General features: G+C 56.7%; 19 protein-coding genes. 5 read left to right on the forward strand and 14 right to left on the reverse strand.

Translation table 11 applies throughout. The features are described from left to right. Positions 1–29: 29 nt before the first annotated feature. The 6 genes from EAV92_RS13665 to EAV92_RS13690 all read right to left on the reverse strand — a co-directional run bounded on the left by EAV92_RS13665 (position 30) and on the right by EAV92_RS13690 (position 4,162). On the reverse strand, positions 30–1,382 hold the full coding sequence (locus EAV92_RS13665; protein ID WP_123041615.1) for an MATE family efflux transporter: 1,353 nt from the start codon (positions 1,380–1,382) through the stop codon (positions 30–32). Positions 1,383–1,453: 71 nt separating this feature from the next. Then, positions 1,454–2,233, reverse strand: coding sequence for a class I SAM-dependent methyltransferase (locus tag EAV92_RS13670; RefSeq protein WP_123041616.1), 780 nt, complete (start codon positions 2,231–2,233; stop codon positions 1,454–1,456). Between the two features lie 209 nt (positions 2,234–2,442). Then, positions 2,443–2,829 (reverse strand): LytTR family transcriptional regulator DNA-binding domain-containing protein, encoded by a 387-nt coding sequence (locus EAV92_RS13675; RefSeq protein WP_123041617.1) that lies wholly within the window; start codon positions 2,827–2,829, stop codon positions 2,443–2,445. 32 nt (positions 2,830–2,861) lie between these two features. Next, a complete protein-coding gene (locus tag EAV92_RS13680) occupies positions 2,862–2,984 on the reverse strand; it encodes a cyclic lactone autoinducer peptide (protein ID WP_123041618.1) in 123 nt (40 codons plus the stop codon). A 4-nt stretch (positions 2,985–2,988) separates the two neighbouring features. Then, positions 2,989–3,507 (reverse strand): accessory gene regulator ArgB-like protein, encoded by a 519-nt coding sequence (locus EAV92_RS13685; protein WP_164472774.1) that lies wholly within the window; start codon positions 3,505–3,507, stop codon positions 2,989–2,991. Then, positions 3,500–4,162 carry a hypothetical protein gene (locus tag EAV92_RS13690; protein WP_164472775.1) on the reverse strand — a complete coding sequence of 221 codons (663 nt, stop codon included), beginning with the start codon at positions 4,160–4,162 and terminating at the stop codon, positions 3,500–3,502. Before EAV92_RS13690 ends, EAV92_RS13685 begins: the two co-directional genes overlap by 8 nt. Before the next feature lie 185 nt (positions 4,163–4,347). Between EAV92_RS13690 and EAV92_RS13695 the strand changes: the two genes are divergently transcribed. Then, positions 4,348–5,697, forward strand: a complete 1,350-nt coding sequence (locus tag EAV92_RS13695) for a sensor histidine kinase (protein ID WP_123041621.1) — start codon at positions 4,348–4,350, stop codon at positions 5,695–5,697. Between the two features lie 58 nt (positions 5,698–5,755). Here EAV92_RS13695 and EAV92_RS13700 read toward each other — a convergent pair whose 3' ends face one another. Then, positions 5,756–7,651 (reverse strand): PrkA family serine protein kinase, encoded by a 1,896-nt coding sequence (locus EAV92_RS13700; RefSeq protein WP_123041622.1) that lies wholly within the window; start codon positions 7,649–7,651, stop codon positions 5,756–5,758. A gap of 132 nt (positions 7,652–7,783) precedes the next feature. Between EAV92_RS13700 and EAV92_RS13705 the strand changes: the two genes are divergently transcribed. Next, positions 7,784–8,620 (forward strand): DUF2161 domain-containing phosphodiesterase, encoded by an 837-nt coding sequence (locus EAV92_RS13705; protein ID WP_123041623.1) that lies wholly within the window; start codon positions 7,784–7,786, stop codon positions 8,618–8,620. Beyond that, positions 8,613–8,933, forward strand: coding sequence for a Rieske (2Fe-2S) protein (locus tag EAV92_RS13710; RefSeq protein ID WP_123041624.1), 321 nt, complete (start codon positions 8,613–8,615; stop codon positions 8,931–8,933). The genes EAV92_RS13705 and EAV92_RS13710 overlap by 8 nt, the downstream gene beginning before the upstream one ends. A 13-nt stretch (positions 8,934–8,946) precedes the next feature. On the opposite strand, the gene EAV92_RS13715 is transcribed toward EAV92_RS13710, so the two are convergent. After that, positions 8,947–10,077, reverse strand: a complete 1,131-nt coding sequence (locus EAV92_RS13715) for an aminotransferase class I/II-fold pyridoxal phosphate-dependent enzyme (protein WP_123041625.1) — start codon at positions 10,075–10,077, stop codon at positions 8,947–8,949. A gap of 126 nt (positions 10,078–10,203) precedes the next feature. On the opposite strand from EAV92_RS13715, the gene EAV92_RS24555 reads away from it, so the two are divergent. Continuing rightward, positions 10,204–10,350 carry a hypothetical protein gene (locus EAV92_RS24555; protein ID WP_164472562.1) on the forward strand — a complete coding sequence of 49 codons (147 nt, stop codon included), beginning with the start codon at positions 10,204–10,206 and terminating at the stop codon, positions 10,348–10,350. A 150-nt stretch (positions 10,351–10,500) separates the two neighbouring features. Here EAV92_RS24555 and EAV92_RS13720 read toward each other — a convergent pair whose 3' ends face one another. From EAV92_RS13720 to serC, 3 genes are all read right to left on the reverse strand, one after another. Continuing rightward, positions 10,501–10,743, reverse strand: a complete 243-nt coding sequence (locus tag EAV92_RS13720; protein ID WP_123041626.1) for an AbrB/MazE/SpoVT family DNA-binding domain-containing protein — start codon at positions 10,741–10,743, stop codon at positions 10,501–10,503. Positions 10,744–10,924: 181 nt separating this feature from the next. Beyond that, a complete protein-coding gene (gene trmL / locus EAV92_RS13725; RefSeq protein ID WP_123041627.1) occupies positions 10,925–11,416 on the reverse strand; it encodes a tRNA (uridine(34)/cytosine(34)/5-carboxymethylaminomethyluridine(34)-2'-O)-methyltransferase TrmL in 492 nt (163 codons plus the stop codon). A gap of 79 nt (positions 11,417–11,495) precedes the next feature. Further along, positions 11,496–12,584, reverse strand: coding sequence for a 3-phosphoserine/phosphohydroxythreonine transaminase (gene serC / locus EAV92_RS13730; protein WP_123041628.1), 1,089 nt, complete (start codon positions 12,582–12,584; stop codon positions 11,496–11,498). A 133-nt stretch (positions 12,585–12,717) separates the two neighbouring features. Here serC and thpR point away from each other — a divergent pair, with 133 nt between their 5' ends. Further along, the gene (gene thpR, locus EAV92_RS13735; RefSeq protein ID WP_164472776.1) at positions 12,718–13,305 is read left to right on the forward strand and encodes an RNA 2',3'-cyclic phosphodiesterase; all 588 of its coding nucleotides are present in this window, start codon (positions 12,718–12,720) and stop codon (positions 13,303–13,305) included. Here the strand turns inward: thpR and EAV92_RS13740 are convergent. From EAV92_RS13740 to EAV92_RS13750, 3 genes are all read right to left on the reverse strand, one after another. After that, complete coding sequence (locus tag EAV92_RS13740) at positions 13,266–14,300, reverse strand: LacI family DNA-binding transcriptional regulator (protein ID WP_123041630.1); 1,035 nt, start codon at positions 14,298–14,300, stop codon at positions 13,266–13,268. The two genes, thpR and EAV92_RS13740, sit on opposite strands and share 40 nt — an antisense overlap. A 45-nt stretch (positions 14,301–14,345) precedes the next feature. Further along, positions 14,346–16,298 carry a glycoside hydrolase family 2 protein gene (locus tag EAV92_RS13745; protein ID WP_123041631.1) on the reverse strand — a complete coding sequence of 651 codons (1,953 nt, stop codon included), beginning with the start codon at positions 16,296–16,298 and terminating at the stop codon, positions 14,346–14,348. Between the two features lie 97 nt (positions 16,299–16,395). Continuing rightward, a complete protein-coding gene (locus EAV92_RS13750) occupies positions 16,396–18,024 on the reverse strand; it encodes an extracellular solute-binding protein (RefSeq protein WP_123041632.1) in 1,629 nt (542 codons plus the stop codon). Positions 18,025–18,072: the final 48 nt, after the last annotated feature.

Below are 18,072 nucleotides of genomic sequence, written 5' to 3' on the forward strand. Positions count from 1 at the left end.
CGGATGGGGTGCCGGTTTTTTTGTGACTATTAATGAATGAGTACAGATTCTTTGAGCCGCACCGCCCGAAAATCGGTCCGGTAATAGCGGATCATCACCGCCGTTCCGAGCACGGTCAGGAAGCCGTACAAGGCGAGCCATGCTCCCATGCTTCCGCCATGCAGCACGTTCACGAACAGGTACGTGAGCGGAACGAAAAGCAGCCAGCTGCAGATCAACGAGGCTTTCATCAGGAAGGAGGTGTCCCCGATCCCCCGCAAACCTCCGGCGTAGAAGTTATAGAAGCCGTCGAAAATTTGGAGGTAGGCCGATACCGAGATGAGGAACGCGGCAAGCTCCGCGACGGCCGCATCTTTCGTGTACAGTCCCGCGATGTTCTCGGCCCAGATGAGCTCGGCCGTTCCAAGGAGCAGTAAAAACAACGTCCCGAGCATGGCGGTATGCGTGCCGGCGCGCCGGGCTTCGTCCGGCTGCCGGCTTCCGACACCCTGACCGACCAGGATCGTCGCCGTGGAACCGAAAGCGAATGCGGGCATGAACCCGAACGACATGATGCTGAGCGATACCTCATTGGCGGCCAGCGCCACTTCCCCGAGTTGAATGACGAACGCGGTGAAGATGAACATCGAGATGCTCATCGAAAATTCCATCATGCCGAGCTTCCCGCTTTCCCGGCCGATCAGGCCGAGCTCTCCCCAATCCGGCTTCGGCAGGCTTCGCGTCCGGAACTTCCGGTGCATCGGTCCCCAGAAGACGCCCAGGCAGGCAATCAGACCGACCGACTCTCCGATCAGCATGGCGTAACCGGCGCCGGGCAGACCCATTTCGGGGAATCCCCAATGTCCGTAGGTCAGCCCGTAGGTTAATCCGACGATGACGAGATTGGACAGAATGGAAATGATCATGGATGTCCGGGTATCGCCGACGCCCCGGAAAAATCCGTGGAAAACGAAGCTGACCATGCCGATCGCCATTGCGTAAAAACGAAGCTCCAAATAGCGATCGCCGGCGGCAATCAGGGAAGGCGAACCTCCCGTCCATTTTAGAATCAGTCCGCCTGCCAACCACCCGGTTAAGGTAATCACCATACCGACGGCCAAGCTGACGCCAAGCGCCAGATAAGTTCGGCGGATCCCCTTCGGCATGTCGCCGGATCCGTAGTTTTGGGCGACCAGATAGTTGATCGAGTGGCCGATGCCGGAGAAGATGGCGAAAACGTTGTACATGATGATGTTGGAGACTCCGACGACGCCGATGATCAGAGCGCCCAAATCCCCGACCATGATCAAACATATCGTGCCGGTCAGCGTCTGCGTGGCGAATGCGAACAGCGAAGGAAGCGCCAGCACGAGTATCTTTTTCCATTGTCTCAGCAGCTGCATCGCGGCATCTTTCCTTCCGGTCGTTTGGTGTTCCCATTCTGCCCCAGAACGCCGGTACTGTCAATGAAGGGTTAAGAGAGTCCGTCGATCTTCACCGCATGGATGAGCAATCGCCGGTATTCGATGATCCATGCGCCTTCATGGTAATATTTCCGCTTCAGAAGCTCCGCGGATTCCGCGAACCATTCCGCTTTTTCACTTTGCGTCGCGCCCGGTATGAGGGCTCCGCCGAACATCTCCAGCCACCTCAACATCCCGTCTTCCCCGTCCAACCGGGTCGGCCGTTCGAACAGCATCGCGTTCCTCACCTCGAAGCCCACGCTTTCCAGGAGCGAGGCGTATTCCCCGACGCTCGGAAAATACCACGGCATCACGCCGACATCTTCCCGCCCATGTCGCTTCAAAGTTTGATTCATGGCCTTGATCACGCATTTCACGTTGCCCCGGCCCCCGAATTCCGCCGCTAGTCGCCCGCCGGGCTTGAGGCATTCCGCCATCGCCCGCGCTGCGCCTTCCGCATCTTTCATCCAATGGAGAGCGGCGTTGCTGAAGACGGCGTCGAACCGCTCGGCCGGCCGCCATGTCTTCGCATCGGCGCAGTGGAACACAAGCTTCGGATACTTGGTACGCGCCCGATCGATCATTTCCGGGGAAATGTCCACCCCTTCGACAACGGCGCCTTCCTCCGCGATTCGAGCCGCCAAATCGCCGGTACCGCAGCCGAAATCCAAAATCCTCTCTCCCGGTTTGGGGTCGAGCCACGACATGGCGTCCTGACCGTATCGGGAAACGAATCCCATCGACTTGTCGTACCCTTCCGCATCCCAGTGAACCCTTTGACCGTTTTCCATATCCCCGCCTCCTCACGTTTCTGTGATTCGGTTATACCACGCGAGAGCATGATCGAGGAAATATATAAAACATATCAACTTAATAGTTTTTAACTATAGTTACAAAACAAAAAAAGAGGCCTGATCGCCCCTCCGTCTTCTTCCGTTTTTCCTTCCGCCCGGACATAAAACGCGTGTTTCTCTGCCCGGGCGGAAAGCTTCAAATAGAGTTACCCTTTTCCGAACAACGGTTTTCGCACTGGCTTGTAAGTCGCTTGAGACTCTTTCGACAAATGCTGAACCTTGCTTACGTTGGCTTCGGATACCGTCGCGAACTGGCTGTCCTTCGACCAGGGATTTTCGAAATACACCCTTCTGGCTTTCGGGTCGAAGGCTTGGACGTGGTTCATGTTGACGAGGTTCGTTCGGTCCAATCTTTCAAAACCGACGTCTTTGAAAAGAATTTGAAGCTCTTCCATCGTAGTGGGATAGAAATACATGCCGTCCTTCGTATGAAACTCCGGACCGTCGGCTGTTGGCCGAATGGCAATCAAATCCTCGATATTCACCGTGCAAAGATTCCCGTCCCGATCAAGCAGCCGAATTTGCTCCGACATGATTTCTTCCCTCCTAGACGTGTTTTACAGCCTTACTTCTTCAGTTCTGCCGGAATTTCCGGGCGGTGGATCGCAAACAGGGAAGCCGTGCTGACGAATACGACCGCGAACACTGCCAGCAGCTTCGAAACGCCGATGACCACTTTTTTGCTCATGTTATCACCTCCTTTGCAGGCGGATTAATGTCGCGGCTTGGATCGCGAAAACGACGCAAACCGTGTCATTCATGATAAGGAAATTCGACAGGACGATCGCTATCGAAATCAGTTTCAAATAGATGAAGTATTTGCTGGGGATCCGGGCTTGTCCTTCGATATTGGAAGGAGCATAGATCAGAACCAATACCGCGCTGAGCGTGCCGATGCCCCACATCCAACTCTCGTTCAAAGGAATATGAGGGGCTGACGCGATCAAAAGCGTGGAAACGATCGAACAATGGAGCGCTTTCCGCATATGCAAGCCGCCGGAGAAAAACCTCAAAAAAGCAAACGCGCCGAACGCCAGCATGGATTCCGCGAACGTCGAGGTCACAAGACCTGCCACTCCGACTAACACGATTACGACCAAGGTGTTCATGATCGCTTCCAAACTGAATTTCATGACTTCGACGCTTGCCGTCTTTTCCGGATCCACTCTCTTGATCGCTTGGGCAATTCGCAGTGCCAACGATTCAACCATTGTCCTTCGCATCCCTTTGTAGGCATAGGAACATCAGACCGATCAGTGCGACGAATAACAAAATGGATATCATCAGGTAAGGGGGCTTGCTGGATCTGTATAGCAGGAAGTTAGCCGCGAAAGTCAGAATCACCGAAAACGTGATGAGTAAAAACAACGGTCGGTTTTCCTTGACGAAAATTTTGCTTCGCTTGGATCTGCTTTGATGATCGATAAAACTAAACCCGCCTTTTTGCCAATGGATAAAAAGACTGATCAACAGCATCATTAAGGACGAGATCGATTGAATCACGAAAGATTCCGTCGTATAAGGTTCTATTTCGGTGTGGCCGGTAAAGTGGATGACGCCGATAATCGTGACCCACTGCACGATGTAGTTGATGACGTAGCCGGTGATCACCATGATCATCGAATTGAAAATATGTATGCGCAGCAAGAATGCGACGAAGCAAACGAGGATCACAGCTTGAATCAAAGCGGATACCGCTTGAAGCGACTCGGTCTGCAACGAATTGGAGACCAGACTCAATACGACTGAAAACACACCGAACTTAAGCAGATTTTCTTGCAAACTGAAACGAAAGAGAGAGAGCACGAAAATGACAAATGATAGGTTCTCTAAAGTGGAGAAGAACACAAAACCCAAGTAGCTCATGAAGCGAAGTTCCCCCGACATTGAAGTACAGTACTCTCTTGATAGTTCTATTCTACCAGAGTTCTTGAAAAACGCGCGAATAATTTTTCGCATTGAGATTCACCGTCAAACGTGATATGGTCACATTATTCGACAAGTGGCGACATTTTCCACTCAGAACGATTCACCAAAAAGGATGATACGCCATGGAAGAATTTTTAAATCTAATGAAGGTCAGCATTATGGGGTCCATCCCTCAGCTGTTCGTTTATTTGCTATTCGTATTTTCCTTTTTGCAGCCGCAGCCGAAAAGATTGCTGCAGCGGCTTGCCCTCTTCGCGGTCATTCATTCGTTGTACACCGATAGTCTCCAGTTGGTGCTTCCGCTGCCCCTACATTTATTGAATTCCTATATTGGGCAAATCGTCCTATTCTGGTTGTTATTCAAAGACATCAGCGTGAAAAAGAAAATCATGCTTTTCATCTTCATTAACGCGTTTTTCATGCTCATGGATCTAATCAGCGTCGCGATCGCGAATTACGCGCTGGGCATCTTAGACCGCGAAGCCATTTTGCACGGGATGTTTTTCAGATACTTGATTATCGTTTACGGACAAATCCTGATCGTGCTCATCGCCTCCTTTTACATCCGGAACCGTTCAAATTTTAAAAGGTATTTTTCCTTGCTGTCCGAAGAGGGAAGCGGTACTTTGAGCAAGACGGTCATTCTGATCGTCATTCAATTCATTCTCCTGAGCGCGCTTCAATTCGTGCACTTCGCCGGAGAAAAAAACAAGGAACTCACCAGCGTCATTATCCTTTTTTTAACCATCGCAGTTTCACTGACCGCTCTCGCCATGGTCATCCGCCTGATCGTCCGTTCACGAGAGCAAGCCGTCCGAATGACCCAGGATGTGTACGTCGAAGACATTCAACGCATGTTCGCCTCCATCCGGGGCCAGAGGCACGATTTCATCAACCATCTGCAGGTCATCCACTCCTTCGTGCAAATGGGAAAAACGGACGAGCTTAAACGGTACGTGACGGATCTTGTCCAAGAAACGCGGGAGATGAGCGAAATCGTCAATCACGCTTCGCCCGCCTTGGCCGCATTCGTCCAAGCGAAAACGACGGTCGCCGTCGCCCAGGGCATCGCTTTTTCCTTCGAGCTGCCTTCCGCGAACGCCAACGAGGAACGGCCCATCCGCGATATCGACCTTGTCAAAATTCTAGGCAACCTGGTGGACAATGCGTTCGACGAGGTGTTGAAACTTCCTCCGGGAAGCCGTTTCGTGCACGCCTCCGTGCGACGGGAAGAAGGAAGACTGCTGCTCGAAGTCTCGAATAGAGGGAGTGTCCTTAGCCGGGAAGCGAAAGAGAATCTGTTCAAAGCGGGTTACACGACCAAAACGGACGGCAGCCATTCGGGACTCGGCCTCGCCATCGTCGAGGAGCGGACGAAGCATTACGGAGGCACGCTGGAGCTGCAGTCGGACGAGCAGTCGGGCACCGTGTTTCGGATCTCCATCCCCGTCAAGGAAATGAAGGCCATTTGAAAAAGCAAACCCCCGTGATCCCGGTGTTGCCGGGAACGGGGGTTTGCTTATGCATGGATTAACGGTTCAGCAAGCTGCCCACATAACGCAGCAACTCGTTCGCGCATACCGGGCAGTAGCCGTGCTCGTCGATCAGCCTCTTCGTCACCTCGTTGATGCGTTTCAGCTGGTTTTCGTCCGGCGTTTTCGTCGAGGTCGTGATTTTGACGATGTCCTTCAAGTCCGCGAACAGCTTCTTCTCGATTGCCTCGCGCAGCCGTTCGTGCGTATTGTAGTCGAATTTCCGCCCTTTGCGGGAGAATGCCGAAATCCGGATGAGAATCTCCTCGCGGAACGCCTTCTTGGCGTTTTCGGAAACGCCGATCTGCTCCTCGATTGAACGCATGAGCCTCTCGTCCGGGTCCATTTCCTCTCCCGTCAGCGGATCCTTCATTTTCGCCCAGTTGCAATAGGCCTCGATATTGTCGAGGTAATTCTCGAACAACGTGCGCGCGGATTCCTCGAACGAATACACGAATGCCTTCTGGATTTCTTTCTTGGCCAGGTTGTCGTATTCCTTGCGGGCCACCGAAATGAAGTTGAGGTGTTTCTCCCGCTCTTCTTTGGTGATCGAAGGATGCTGGTCCAGGCCGTCCTTGAGCGCCCTCAAAACGTCGAGCGCGTTGATGCAGGGGAGGTCGTGCTTGATAAGCGCGCTGGAAATCCGGTTGATGACGTAACGCGGGTCGATGCCGGACATCCCTTCCTCGGCGTATTCGTTCTGCATCTCCTTGAGGTCGGCTTCCTTGTAGCCTTCGACCTCTTCGCCGTCGTACATTCGCATTTTTTTGACCAGGTCCATGCCCTGTTTTTTCGATTCTTTCAGACGCGTCAAAATGGAGAAAATGGCGGCGGCCCTGAGCGCGTGCGGAGCGATGTGGACGTGACTCATGTCCGATTGGCCGATCAGCTTCGTGTAGATTTTCTCTTCCTGCGTGACCTTGAGGTTGTAGGGGACGGGCATCACGATCATGCGGGACTGCAGCGCCTCGTTTTTCTTGTTGGCGATGAACGCTTTATATTCGGACTCGTTGGTATGAGCGACGATCAGTTCATCAGCGCTGATGAGCGCGAACCGGCCCGCCTTGAAATTCCCTTCCTGCGTCAGCGACAGCAGGTTCCATAGGAACTTCTCGTCGCATTTGAGCATTTCTTGGAACTCCATGAGGCCGCGGTTCGCTTTGTTGAGTTCGCCGTCGAAACGGTAAGCGCGCGGATCGGACTCGGAGCCGAATTCCGTGATCGTGGAGAAATCGATGCTGCCCGTCAGGTCCGCGATATCCTGGGACTTCGGATCCGAAGGACTGAACGTCCCGATGCCGACCCGGCTTTCTTCGGAGATAAGCACCCGTTCCACCGGCACCCGTTCGATATCCCCTTCGAACTCCGTCCTCAGCCTCATTTGGCAGGATGGGCAGAGGTTCCCCTCGATCCGGACGCCGAGCTCCCGCTCCACGTCCGACCTCAATTCGCTCGGAATCAAATGGAGAGGCTCTTCGTGCATGGGGCAGCCCTTGATGGCGTAAACCGCCCCCTTATCCGTCCGGGAGAACTGTTCCAATCCTTTTTTCAGCAATGTGACGATCGTCGATTTTCCTCCGCTCACGGGGCCCATCAGAAGCAGAATGCGCTTGCGCACATCGAGCCGCCTGGCCGCGGAATGAAAGTATTCTTCCACCAACCGTTCCATCGTCCGATCCAATCCGAAAATATCCCGGTCGAAAAATTTGTATTGTTTACTGCCGCCCGCTTCCTCCACTCCCTGCGACACGATCATTTCGTAAACACGGGCATGAGCCGTCATCGCCGGCGACGGGTCGCGGCGAAGCAGATCGATGTAGTCCCGAAACGTCCCCGTCCAGGTCAGCTTCTCGCTCTCGGCACGGTACTCCGCGATCCGCTTGAAAATGTCCATCCCGCTTCCTCCTCGCTCTCTGTCTCTAAAAAACGTATTACATACCTATGCGGGCGCGTAGATGAAGTTGCCCTTAAACCGCTTCGATCTCGTGTTATAATGTCTTCTATATGCCATAGAGGAGGACGCGAAGTGGCCGTTGCGCGAGAAACGGAGCTGTACCCTCCCGTCAAACGTTTTTTCGAGGCTCGGGGATACGCCGTCAAGGCCGAAATCCGGGGCTGCGACCTGGTCGCCGTCCGCCCTGACGAGGCGAACCCCTTGATCGTGGAGATGAAAAAAATATTTACGCTTCCGCTGCTGCTGCAGGGCGTCGACCGCCAGAAAACGGGCGCATCCGTCTGGCTCGCCGTCGAGCGAAACCGCACGAAAAAGGGAGCCCACAACCAGCGTTACCACGAGTTGACCGAGCTGTGCCGCCGTTTGCGGCTCGGCTTCCTGACGGTCACCTTCTATAAAACGAAAGACCCTGTCATCGACGTCTGGTGCGAGCCCGGTCCGGCGCCGGCAGCTTCGGCGGCTTTGGCCGTCGCCGCCGAGACGGCCGCCGCTTACGGCGCCGATCGCGCCCCGGCCGCGGGTCGTTCCCGGTCGCGCAAGGCAGCCCGGCTTCTCCAGGAGTTCGAAGCCCGCAGCGGCGACTACAACGTCGGCGGCAGCACGGGCAGAAAGCTCGTCACGGCCTATCGGGAGCGATCGCTGCAATGCGCGCTGGCGCTTTGCTGCCACGGGCCTTCGTCTCCGAAAAACGTCCGGGAATGGACGGGCAATCCGAAAGCGGGGGCAATGCTGCGGGACAACGTATACGGCTGGTTTTCCCGCGTGGGCAAAGGCGTCTACCGTCTGATGCCCGCCGGTGAACTTGCGCTCAGGGAGTACGGCGAAGTCACCTCCGTATGGGCCTCTCGATTCCCATGGGCTGCAAATTGGGCAACAGCCGACAGAAAGGAGCCGACGCCGCATGTCTGACATCCCCCCGGGATCGATCGACCTCGGTCTACCCGAGGATTACGCCCCATTCCCCGCCTCCGTCACCTTGGACGGGGCCCCTTATTGGCTCGTCCGCCGGGAAGAAGGGGATTACCGCTTGTTCTCGGCCCTTTGTCCCCACGCGGGCGGCGACGTTCTCGTGCACGGGAACCTCTTCTTCTGTCCGCTTCATTTTTGGACGTTCGACCAAGCCGAAGGCCGCTGCCAAAACGTCCATGGGGAACGCCTGATGGAGCGGACGATCGAGCAAGACGCCGACGGCCGTCTCTATGCGGTCGGAGAAAGTTTCTAGCCCCCGCGTCCCGTCAGGAACCGTAATCGGACGAGCGGCCGAGAAAATCGCCCATGGCGTTTAGCAAGCGGGACACGCCGGCTTTCATTTCCCGTTCGTCGCTGAACGCGAACGTGACGCGCATCGCGTTCCGCTCCGGCCGCTCCGCGAAGAAAGGCGCTCCCGGCTGGAACATGAGGCCTTTGATCCACGCCCCCCTGAGCAGAACTTCCCCGTCCAAACCTTCGGGCAGCCGAAGCCATATATGAATGCCGCCGGAAGGATCCTTCCAACGGAGTCCCGACCGAGGATGCTGCCGCAATAATTGCGTAAACCGCCGCATCCTTTCCCCGCACTGCACCCGGAGCATATCGACCAACGGCTCCAGCGGCTGGTCGCGGATTAGTCCGCACAGCGCGTTCCGCTCTAGCGGCGTTATGCCGGGCTCCGCCAGATTCGCATCCCGGGTTTCCGGCGGGAACCATCTTCCGAGCTCCTCACGCTTTCCCGCTGCCCAGCCGAAACGCAGCTCCGCCACCAGCCCGGGCGGCAGCTGCCCGATCGAAAGCACGCCGTCCGGTACCGATTCCCCTGCCGCTTCATCCTCGTACGCCAGCATCTCCTGGCGATCGTCCCGAAGAAACAAAACACCGGTTTCCCTGCAAATTTCGGTCACTTCACGGACGCGTTCCTCTGCCCACGCGGCCCCTTCCGGATCGCTGCAGGCGGGAGCCGCGTACAGAAGCCTCGGACGGAACTGCGTGATCGCCGCGCGCAAAGCCGAGGGTTCGGGTCCCCGCCCGTCTCCCTCCACCGCTTGCGTCCGAATGCCCGATTTCCGGAAAACCTGCAGCGCCGACCGGGAGGTCACCCGCTCGACGAGTACGATATCCCCGGGATTCAGGGATTTCGCGGCCAAACGGACGAGCAGGGCGTCGGCGCCGGATGCCAGCCGGAGCCGATCCGCATGACCTTCTGTCTTGGCTTTCAGCAGTCCCAGCGCAAGCACGGATTTGAGTTCGCCGCGCGAAACCTCGCCGTCCGCGTCGTTTTTTCCGTCCCGGTGCGCTCGTTCCGCGGCGGCCGCCAGCCGTTCTTCCCAATCCGATGCCGATACGAGTCCTTCTTTCGGCCATCCGCCCATCCAATTGATGATTTTGTTCATGGCGCCCCTCCCGTCTGGCACTCGCCTGCTTCCATTGTATGCGGGGGCGGTTTGTTCACAACTTTTTGCGTTTTCTTTTTGGTGCGGCTTGGGTATAATAAAGAAAGTTAACCGGAGGTGTGGGAGATGTTTCTTGCAGAAGAGGCGGTAGCTCGGTCGATTCAGTTTCTAGGCATGTCCGGGAAATTCTGGATCCTTATGATCGTAATGGCTTTGTTCATCACCGCGATTTGGACTGCGTCTTATAACGACGACAAAACCAAAGGGCTGTAATCCCCGAATGCCGGGCCGTCGACTTCCTCGACGCCCGGCATTTTTCATTCCCCGAAGATATCGGGACCCATGAAAAAAATCGCCCGGCATTCCGCTTGTGCGGCCATGCGGGCGATTTTCGTCGTTTCCCGGCAACGGGACGTGGATTCCTTAAAGTCCTTGCATTTCCTTCAGGCAGGACGCGCATACATAGCGCTCCTTGAATTCTCCGACGCCTTCCATCGAGGTGCAGAATACGCAGCGGGGCCGATATCTTTCCAGTATGATATGGTCGCCTTGGACCAAAATTTCTACGGGATCCCCTTCGTTCATCTGATAACGTTTACGCAGCGATTTGGGCAATACGATGCGACCCAATTGGTCTACTTTCCGAACGACGCCTGCAGGTTTCAAAATTCCGTTCCTCCCATTCGCGGCTTATCTAGCTAGTTAGCTGAACCCTGTTAGCCACTCTATACGGTTCGATGCCGGGAGGCGTAATCCTTCACTTTTGCCGTTTTGCTTAGTATCGTGCAAATTTCGACAAATTGAGTTCGATTTTGTCGAATCTACAAAATTAGATGGATTTCCCAAATCATTCGTGGAGCGGAGCTCCGGAACCGACATCCAATTCGGGAAATCCGTTCTGCTTGAGCGCCTCGTACACGACGATTGCCGCCGTGTTCGCCAAGTTCAGGGAACGGACCTTGTCCGTCATCGGCAGACGCATGCACGTCTCCGGATGCCGGTCGAGCATCTCCTGGGGAAGGCCTTTCGTTTCTTTTCCGAACACGAACAAATCGCCGTCACGGAACGCGAAATCCGAATAACGCTTGGTCGCGCGCGTGCTGGTGAAAAAGAAGCGCCCCTCGGGGAACGCGGCCTCCACTTCCTCGAACGAATCGTAATACGTGATGTTCACGGCGTACCAATAATCCAGACCCGCCCGCTTCAGCACCCGGTCGTCGGTCGAAAAACCCAGCGGCCGCACGAGATGGAGATGGGTGCCGGTGGCGGCGCAGGTACGCGCGATATTGCCCGTATTCGCCGGAATTTCCGGATTCACGAGCACGATGTGGAACGGCATGGTCATCCTCCTTACGCTTGTGTTCATGCAAACGGCAAAACGGCGGCCGCTTGGGCCGCCGTGACTGTCAAACCCTCGATTAACCGTTGCGCTGCTTGAAATCCTTCATGAACGAAACGAGCGCTTTGACGCTTTCGAGCGGGACGGCGTTGTAAATCGAAGCCCGCAGGCCGCCGACGTCGCGGTGGCCCTTCAAACCGACGAAGCCCGCCGCCTCCGATTCCTTCACGAAACGTTTCTCCAGCTCTTCGTTCTCCATCCGGAACGTGACGTTCATGATCGAACGGCTGTCCGCCAGCGCCGCGCCCCGGTAGAAACCGCCGCTGCCGTCGATCGCGTCGTACAGCAGACCGGCCTTTTCCTTGTTGATGCGCTCAATCGCTTCGGCCCCGCCTTGTTCCTGGAGCCACTTGAGCACCAAGTTGACCATGTAGATCGCGAAGGTCGGCGGCGTATTGTACAGCGAATCGCTTTTCGAGTGCGTCGCGTACTGCAGCATCGTCGGAACGGCTCCTGCGGGAGGCGCGATCAGATCTTCCCTCATGATCACGATCGTGACGCCCGAAGGACCGAGGTTCTTCTGCGCGCCGGCATAGATCAGGCCAAATTGGGAAACGTTCAAAGGACGGCACAAAATGTCGCTGGACATATCCCCTACGAGCGTAACCGATCCGGTATCCGGGTATTCCTGCCATTGCGTCCCGCCGATCGTTTCGTTGCTCGTCAGATGGAGGTAGGCCGCATCTTCCGGCACCTTCAGCTCGCTGAGGGAAGGAATCCGCATGAAGCTATCCGCCTCGGTGGAAGCGGCGATCGCGATCTCTCCGAACATTTTCGCTTCCTTGATCGCTTTTCCGGCCCATGCGCCCGTATGGACGTAAGCGGCTTTACGGCCGGGAGACAGCAGGTTCATCGGCACCATGGCGAACTGCGTGCTGGCTCCGCCTTGCAAGAACAGAACCTTGTAGCCGTCCGGAATGGACAACAGCTCGCGGAGCAGCTTCTCGGTCTCGAAATGGACGCCTTCGTAGGATTTCCCGCGGTGCGACATCTCCATGAGAGACATGCCCGTCCCCTCGAATTCGACGAATTGCTCCTGCGCCCGCTTCAGCACTTCCAGCGGCAGCGCGGCCGGCCCGGCGTTGAAATTGTAGGCTCTGCTCTCCATGACATTCACACCCTTCGATTCGTTTAAAATCATGATAGGCCTATCATAACAAAGGGGGGGCGACGGGAGCAACCTAAAAAAGGCCCGTTTCACCCCAAAAAAGCCGAAATTCCGAACGAAAGGTGACATGTATATGAGTAACCTTCGCCTTTTTATCGGCGTTGCTCTTTCCCCATCCCTGACCGAACGGATCTCCCCGATCATGGACCGGCTCGCGTCGGAGCTTCCATTCCGCAAATGGACGCACCCCGAGGATCTCCACGTGACGCTTCATTTTCTCGGGGACACGCCGGAAGACCGAGTCGAGGCCGTCGCCAAGGCCATGGAAGATATCGCCGCGAATACGGAACCGATGGACCTGCGTTTGACAGAGCCGGGCACATTCGGCCCCCCGGCGGCGCCTCGCATCCTCTGGCTTGGCTTGACCGAACCGTCGCGGCAGGGAGGGCTCGCCCGGCTTCAAGCGGAGCTTGCGCCTAAACTCGCCGAGGCAGGATGCCGCTTGGAGGACCGGCCGTTCCGCGCCCATCTGACGCTGGCGCGCCAGGGCGGTGCCGGCTGCACCCGGGCGGCGATTGCCGCCGCATGGCAAACGGCGGCCCCCGAAGCCGCCGCTAAGCCGCTCGAATGGACCGCCGATCGCGTTACGCTATTCTTGTCTCATTTAGGGAAAAGGCCGAGTTATGAAAAACGGAGGGAGTTCCCGTTTCGCCGGTCATAATCCGAGGATTCCCGAATGATCAGCTTGGAATCGATCACGAATTCGCGCGTGCCTTGAAACTCGTTGTCGTTCATGATGTCGATCAGCTTCTCCGCCATCAGCGCGCCCATCGCGTATTTCGGCTGTTCGACCGTGCTGAGCGGCGGGGACAAGTACTTGGTGATCCGGTTGTTGTCCACCCCGACGACGGCCAAATCCTCGGGAATCCGGATGTTCCTTTCCCTGCACGCCTTGTAGACCCCGAGCGCCATTTCGTCGTTGGCTACGTAGACCGCCGTGAACGGAACGCCACGTTCGATCAGCCGGATCATGGCCGCATAGCCGCCCTGCTCGTGGAAATCGCCGTTGTCCATCAGGCCGGGAGCGAACGGAATATGGTGCTCTTTCATCGCTTTCATGTAGCCTTCCATCCGCTCGTAACTGTCGAGCGAATCGGCGTAACCGGCGATATACGCGATGCTGCGGTGGCCGAGCTCGATTAAGTGCGTGACCGCCTGGTCGGAAAACTTGACGTTGTTCGTTTTGACGGTCGGAATTTTGTCATGGTTGACGGGCCTTCCGATGATGCCGATGAAATGTCCTTTGTCGATATAATCGAAAATCAATTCGTCGGCCGCGTACGGGGCGACGAGGATCATCGCGTCGACGGCGCGGTTGGGCAGCAGGCCGAGATATTCCTTCTCCTTCTCCGGCTTGTTGTCCGAGTCGCAGATGATCACTTTGTATTTGCGGGCGTGCGCCATGTTCTCGACGCCCTTGATAATCTCCGCAAAGTAAGAGTTGTTGATGTCCGGCACGATGACGCCGATCGTCATCGTTCTTTGCGAGCGCAGCTGTTTGGCCGCCGCGTGGGGATGGTAATCCATCTCCTCGATGACCTGCAGTACCTTGCGCTTCGTTTTTTCCGTGACCAGGTTGCTGTCGTTCAATACGCGCGACACGGTGGCGGGGGACACGCCCGCTCTCCGAGCCACGTCTACGATCTTATTATCCACGGAATTCCAGCCTCGGATCGGTACGATTTTCTCCTCATTATAGGCCTAGATTAAATCGATTTCAATATTCGCCAATCTCCGGTAATCGGTTCGCAGGCGTTCGAGCAGCGGCTTCGGCGTCCGTCGGTCCATATGGAAGAGCCCGAACGTGTCGATCCAGTCGTTATGGTTGACGTACCAATCGTACAGAATCCAGAAGTCGATTCCCGCGAGGTATCCCTCCGGCCGGCCCGGTCCGGCGGCTTTCTCCAGCAGGGCCCGCAGCGTCTCCCGGTAGATTTCCGTTTGCATGTGGGCCTCCGCGTCTCCCTCCCCCGTCCAATGGCCGAATTCCGTGTTGAGAATCGGTTTGTCCGGAAATGCCCGGTGGGCGCGTTCCAGGAAGTCGAGCGTTCCTTCGTAAGGCGTGCCGCCGTGGAAAATGCCGAAGTACATCGTCCAGCCGGCGACGTCCAGCGGTTCCATGGACGGATCCGAAGGTCCCGGTTGATCGGCCGCGGCGCTTTGCGTGATTAACCGACCGTCGTCATAGCGGGAACGAAGGTCGTTCACCAGCATCCGGTTATGCTCAAGCCGCAGGGCCACGTCCTTCGACTCGTTCTGCGTGCTCCACAGAAGCACGGATGGCCGGTTGTACTGGGAGAACACCATTTCCCTCCACATTTGCAAAGCCAGCCCGCGTTCCCGCTGCGCCTCGTAATGCTCGGTTTCGAACTGCCAGAGAGGAATCTCGCTCATGGCCGCGAGTCCCAACCGGTCGAGCAAAATGTACGTATGGACATGGTTCGGATAATGCCCGGTCCGCACCATATTCGCATGGAGAGAGCGGGCATGCTCGAGATCGGCGCGAATCCGGTCCCATGAAGCCGTCCTCCCGGTATCCGGCCACTCCTCGTGGCGGGCGATGCCCGCGAGGAACACCGGTTTCCCGTTGAGCAGAAGCCGCGTCTTGTTCGTCGACACGGTTCGAAGGCCGAATTGCGCGGCGAACCGGTCGACCTCACGCTTCCCTGTCTCCCCCGTCTCTTCCGTCAACGTGAACTCGCCTACGTAGAGATGGGGGAAGCCGAGCGACCACAGCTTCGGCTCGGCGATCTTTACGTCCCAGCCCAGCACCCGCACTTCCCCGGCATCCAAGTCCAAGCCGGCCTCTAGCGGCCGGTCCGTCACCGCGGGGATTCCTTTGATTCGCGCGGCCTCCGGCGCGGACAGGAAAAGCTCGCTCTCCGCATCGGCTTCGAACACTTTCCCCCGCAGGCGAACGTGCCGTTTCACAGACCCGCCGTTGCGGACGACGGCGTGTATTCGCACTTCGCCGTCCGTTCCGGTCGGCACGAAATCCGCCCTCACGACGTGGACCGCGTCCGTAACCTCCAAGTATAGGTCTTGAATAACTCCGGTGTAGTTGAAGAAATCCGTGCCTTGAACGGCAGGAATCGTATCGTTCCGGCTTCCCCACGGCGGATTGTCGACCCGGATCCGGATTTCGTTCGTGTTGGCTCGAACGCAGGACGTGACGTCGAAAGCGAACGGCGTGAACCCGCCTTCGTGGACGCCGACCCATTCGCCGTTCACCCACAAATCGGCGACGTAACTGACTCCCAGCGCCTTCAAAGTCAGACATCCGGAAGCAACGTCCGCCTCCGTCAGCTCGAACGTCCGCCGATACCAGACGCCGTCCTCATAGGTTTCGGCCGCGCCGGCCTTTTCCTCGCCGGTCAGCCGGTTCTCCGGCATCGGCAAAACATGCGGCTGCCAATCGTCGCCATCCCCGACGAGGAATCCCCCTTCCCGTTCCAGCACTTCCCTCAGCCAAGTCTCTCCTCTCGGCGACATGGTCAAATTGTGGGCCGCCCGGAATCTCCGTTTTAGCCACCTGCCGGACAGCGCGATCGTTCTTCGCTGTTGGGGATCGAATGACGGCACGGGCATTCCGTTCTGCCAAGGAACGGCCGCGCCGTCCACTGTCCTTAAACCCAACGTCGTCTGCAAGCGCATGTCATCCCTCTCTCCCGACTTCCGCCGAAATCAAGGAGGGGATGAAGATCCGACCGTTCGGCCTTCTCTTCATCCCCCGCCTCGTCAAACGGTGATTTTACTGGATTCCTTTTTCGTCGAAGTACTTATTCGCTTCGGTCTTCGTGTACTCGAGCACTTTCTCGTAGCCGGCTTTCGTGAGCTTGTCGCGGAACGTGGCGATCGATTTGTCGACGTCCTTGACGAGACCCAGCATGAGCGGTTTGCCGTATTGCTCGAACACTTGGTCCACGGCCGCCTTGTTCGCTTTGACGGGCTCATAGTCGAGGGTGATGCCGGCGAAAATGTTCGGTTTGCTCATGCCCTTGAACTCTTCGAGCAGCGCGTCGAAGCCCTCCCAGCCGGAGCCTTGCTTCTCGCGGACCATGGACTCTACGCGTACGCCCCAGGAGGCGATGTCGTATCTCTTCCAGTCCTGCGTCACGGTCATGCCTTTCGGAGGCGATACGAGCGTTTTGCCGTCATCGGCAATGGAATAATGAGTGCCTTCGATGCCGTAAACGAACAGATCGAAATATTTGGGGTCGTTGCGGATTTTGTCCAGCACCATCAGCGAACGTTCCGGGTTGGCGGCGCTTTTCGGAATCGCCATCGCGTTGTTGACCGACAGGTTCGGCGTCGCGTAGCCATAGAGACGGTTGAACGGGAAGTAGCCGAGCTTGATGTCCGGGTTCGTTTGGCCTACGCCTACGATGTAACCGCCCGCGCCGGGCGCGTTGCGCCAGTAAACGGCGCCGTTGCCCGCCTTGATCGCGTCGCCCGCTTCTTTCTGCGAATTCAGCGTGTCGGAATTCCAATAGCCTTTGTCCGCCCACTCTTTCATTTTCTTCGCCCAAGCTTCGAACTCCGGCGTGAACGGATACGCGACGATATCGCGGGGATTGCTGTATTTGGCCACCATCAGGTTGCCGTCGCCGCTGCCCACGTTCTCGTATTGGTGGGTCGCGCGGAACAGCGCCAGCATTTCGTTGAACGCTTTGCCGTTGATCGGCGTGACCTTCGGCTTCGCTTTTTTGACGCCGTCCAGGTAGGCTTCGATCGAGTCCAAATCTTTGATTTCCGGCAATCCCAGCTCTTGTCTCCAGTCGTCGCGGTAGACGAATCCGTCCGGGGTATATTCCGGATACGTGGCCGGAACCGCGAAGATTTGCGCTTTATCGGAGCCGCTCGCGACGACTTTCGCTTCCGTCCAATCCTGTTCCGGCACTTTGCTCCATGTTACCGGCGCGTATTTGGGAAGCAGGTCGTCCAGCGGGAGGAAGCTGCCTTTTTTCGCGTATTTGAAATAGTCGGCCCACGTGGAAGCGAAAATCATGTCGATTTTCTCGCCGGTCGTCAGCATGAGGTTATACTTCGTCTGCCATTCCGTCCACGTCGTGAAATTCAGTTTAATCGTCGTATTGAGGTCTTTCTCGAGGTTCTTGTTCAACTCGGCGATGACTTTGTCCGTGTCCTTATGCGGATCGCCGAGCAGGTACCAGACGAGCTCGACTTTCTTGGACGTGTCCGGCTTGTCGGAATCGCCGCCGGCCGAGGGCGATGAGGCCGAGTCGGAAGCGGAAGGGGATGCCGAGGGGGACGAGGCTCCCTCTTTGTTGCCGCTGTTGCCGCCGCAAGCGGCGAGTACGGCGATCAGCATCGTTAAAGCGATGAGAAGAGAACCGTAACGCTTGAGCTTTCCTTTCATTGTGCTGACTCCTCCTTAAAATGGACCTGCAGTTTGTTTGTATGTTAG

The organism is Cohnella candidum, assembly GCF_003713065.1.
Lineage (GTDB): Bacteria > Bacillota > Bacilli > Paenibacillales > Paenibacillaceae > Cohnella > Cohnella candidum.